Genomic DNA, 2,631 nt, shown 5'->3' with positions numbered 1-2,631 from the left:
ATTTAATCTTGCACCGATGCTACCACCCGAGAAAAATGGACAGGGTTATGAAAGGAAACTACTCGTGAAGATTCGAATAAAAAGATGTAACAACAACAATTTAAGTATGAAAGGAATGACACTGATCGAATTATTGATCGCTGTTGCCATTGTAGGAGTACTCAGTGCAATAGCTTATCCAAGCTACACAAGCCATGTTTTAAAATCGCATCGGATGACAGCGATAGGAGATATGGCAAAAATTCAACTTGAACTTGAGAGTGCTTACGCCGGAAATTATGCCACGGCTGCTGGAAACATAGTTTCTGGAGGGACGTGCTCGTTTTGCGATACCGATACAAGCAGGTATACACTAACAATTTCGGCTAGCAGTACCTCATACTCCATTCAAGCTGAACCACACGCACCACAGACAAATGATGACTGCTTAGACTCACCGACTGATATTCTGGAGTTACATCACTCAGGTGTTTCAGAGCCTCAAGCGTGTTGGAAGTAACAAGAGGAGACACTAAAGCCTCTAGGGGGTGATCTGAAAAATTTCGATTATTTTTGCTATGAGCTTCTTTTATACCAATCAAAAAACACAAATCTATAGACACAAAAAAACCTGCTACATGAGCAGGCTTTTCTACTTTTATCATTAAATTGAAGTATCAATAATTTAAAGATCAACAACTTAACGTGTCAATAACCTATTTATCTAATCAGTTGATTACTTAGTTAGGTCATCAAAGAAGTTTTTCACGCCGCTGAAGAAACCTTCAGATTTTGGCTTGTGCTTGCTTGCAGCTTCACCACAACATGTTTCTTCAAATTCACGCAGTAGTTCTTTTTGACGAGAGCTTAGCTTAACCGGTGTTTCAACCACTAGCTTAACGATTAGGTCACCCACACCGCCGCCACGAACGCCTTTCACACCTTTGCCACGCATACGGAACATACGGCCCGTTTGTGTCTCTTCAGGTACTTTAAGGTTTACACGGCCATCTAATGTAGGAACTTCAACTTCACCGCCTAGCGCTGCCATTGTGAAGCTAACTGGCACTTCACAGTAAAGGTTGTTGCCGTCACGCTCAAAGATGTTGTGCTCTTTTACGTGTACTTGTACGTACAAGTCGCCAGCTGGAGCGCCGTGCTCTCCTGCTTCGCCTTCGCCAGATAGACGAATGCGATCACCAGTATCAACACCTGCTGGGATCTTAACGTTAAGCGTTTTCGTCTTCTGTTTGCGACCTTGACCATGACATGAGTTACATGGGTCTTTGATGATCTTGCCTTTACCGTTACAAGTAGGACAAGTCTGTTGAACCGCAAAGAAACCTTGGCGCATTTGTACCTGGCCGTGGCCATGACAAGTACCACACGTTTGTGCAGAAGAACCCGCTTTCGCGCCGCTACCATCACAAATGTCACATTCAACAAGTGTTGGTACTTCAATCTCTTTAGATACACCACGAACGGCTTCTTCTAGAGAAAGCTCCATGTTGTAACGCAAATCAGAACCACGTTGAGCACGCGCTTGACCGCCGCCACGACGACCGCCGCCGAAGATATCGCCAAATACGTCACCGAAGATATCGCCGAAGTCACCTTGGCCACCGCCGCCGTAACCGCCGCCGTAACCGCCGCCACCCATGCCACCTTGTTCAAAAGCTGCGTGGCCGTATTGGTCGTAAGCTGCTTTCTTTTGAGCATCGGTTAGGATCTCGTACGCTACTTTTACTTCTTTAAATTTGTCTGCTGCGCTGTCATCACCCTGGTTACGGTCTGGGTGGAATTTCATCGCTAAGCGTTTGTACGCTTTTTTAATATCGCGCTCTGATGCATCGCGGCTTACGCCTAATACTTCGTAAAAATCACGTTTTGACATGTTCTAGGTCACCAAAATAATTGCTACTGCCGAATGTTCACTTCAGCAGTCTGTGTATCAATCTAGATAAAAGTTCTGCCGGCTGAAACGCCGAATAAAGCTATTATCTAGATCGACAAGTCTAAATACAAATTTACGGGCGTGAGAGTTACCTCTGACGCCCGCAATAATAAGTCTTTGAGACAATGAATTTCTAAGCAAGTAGCTTGAGTTCTAGGAGGAAGCGCGGAGCCTACGCTAGTAGGTGAGCACTTCCGACAACGAAATCAGGCTACTCTGCGACGAAATTATTTTTTGTCTTCTTTTACTTCTTCGAACTCAGCGTCTACCACATCGTCGTCTTGCTTAGGTTGTTCACCAGCGTCAGCACCAGCTTGTTCAGCTTGAGCTTTCTGTTGAGCAATTTCCATTAGCTTTTGAGCTGCTTGCATAAGTTCTTGAACTTTAGCGTCGATAGCTTCTTTGTCGTCACCAGACTTAACTGATTCTAGAGCTTCGATAGCTGCTTCGATTTTAGCTTTCTCGTCTGCAGGTAGAGCTTCACCAGCTTCTTCTACTTGCTTCTTAGTGCCGTGAATCATTTGGTCAGCTTGGTTACGTGCAGTTACTAGCTCTTCGAACTTCTTGTCAGCTTCTTTGTTAGCTTCTGCTTCTTGAACCATTGCTTCGATCTCTTCCTCAGACAAACCGCCTGATGCTTGGATAGTGATCTTCTGCTCTTTACCTGTCGCTTTATCTTTAGCAGATACGTTCAGGAT

The 2,631-nt window shown here is 44.7% G+C and carries 3 protein-coding genes; 1 reads left to right on the top strand and 2 read right to left on the bottom strand.

The window, feature by feature from the left end; all coding sequences use genetic code 11:
* The first annotated feature begins 16 nt into the window (after nt 1–16).
* Nucleotides 17–499 (top strand): type IV pilin protein, encoded by a 483-nt coding sequence (locus AB4496_RS25270; RefSeq protein ID WP_009848333.1) that lies wholly within the window; start codon nt 17–19, stop codon nt 497–499.
* A gap of 216 nt (nt 500–715) precedes the next feature.
* Here AB4496_RS25270 and dnaJ read toward each other — a convergent pair whose 3' ends face one another.
* Entirely contained in the window at nt 716–1,873 is a 1,158-nt protein-coding gene (dnaJ, locus tag AB4496_RS25265) for a molecular chaperone DnaJ (protein WP_102258211.1), read from the bottom strand.
* 287 nt (nt 1,874–2,160) lie between these two features.
* A partial coding sequence (locus tag AB4496_RS25260) for an Hsp70 family protein (RefSeq protein WP_372132576.1) occupies nt 2,161–2,631 on the bottom strand: 471 nt, incomplete at its 5' end.

This window comes from Vibrio sp. 10N.222.46.A1 (genome assembly GCF_041473595.1).
GTDB classification, from domain to species: Bacteria; Pseudomonadota; Gammaproteobacteria; order Enterobacterales; family Vibrionaceae; genus Vibrio; species Vibrio tasmaniensis_A.
Note: the sequence above shows the minus strand (reverse complement) of the source record. Positions and strands in the feature narration are given on the sequence as shown.

Excerpts from the sequence above, each read along its gene's own strand:
- AB4496_RS25270 (WP_009848333.1), top strand. The coding sequence starts at position 17 with ATGCTACCACCCGAGAAAAATGGACAGGGTTATGAAAGGAAACTACTC.
- dnaJ (WP_102258211.1), bottom strand. The coding sequence starts at position 1,873 with ATGTCAAAACGTGATTTTTACGAAGTATTAGGCGTAAGCCGCGATGCA.